Below are 432 nucleotides of genomic sequence, written 5' to 3'. Positions count from 1 at the left end.
TCGCCCGCATAGGACGTGCCGCCGATGAGCACGATCTTGCGCTTGAAGTCGCAGGCGATGACCGTTTCGGTGCGGCAGCCGTGACGGGCGGGGTCCGCCTTGAAGGACGGCAGGTCGATGATGGTCAGCCCGGGCACGTAGTCGGCGAGCTCGCCGCGATCCGGACGGATCAGCAGGTTGCGGATGAAGAGCGAGTGCCAGGCGAATTCCGTGAACACGCGGGCCTTGACCCGATAGGCCGGATCGGCGCCGCCGTAGAGATCCTGGGCGAACAGCTCCTTGCCTTCCGCATGGGCCAGGAAGTCGGCCAGCAGGGTGTCGAAATGGCCCGGCGTGATGGCGCCGTTGTTGTCCCACCAGACGGTGCTTTCCGTGGTCTCGTCGCGCACCACGAACTTGTCCTTGGGCGAGCGGCCCGTATGCACGCCGGTG

1 protein-coding gene is annotated in these 432 nt (G+C 66.4%); it reads right to left on the bottom strand.

What is annotated here, in order from left to right; all coding sequences use genetic code 11:
* Positions 1-432: phosphoenolpyruvate carboxykinase (ATP) (locus KBI52_RS00750; RefSeq protein ID WP_210804778.1), on the bottom strand; the 432-nt coding region annotated here is incomplete at both ends.

Origin of the sequence: Microvirga sp. HBU67558 (assembly GCF_018069605.1) — a bacterium.
GTDB classification, from domain to species: Bacteria; Pseudomonadota; Alphaproteobacteria; order Rhizobiales; family Beijerinckiaceae; genus Microvirga; species Microvirga terrae.
The sequence above is the reverse complement of the archived record's forward strand: the minus strand, read 5'-3'. Positions and strand labels throughout refer to the sequence as shown.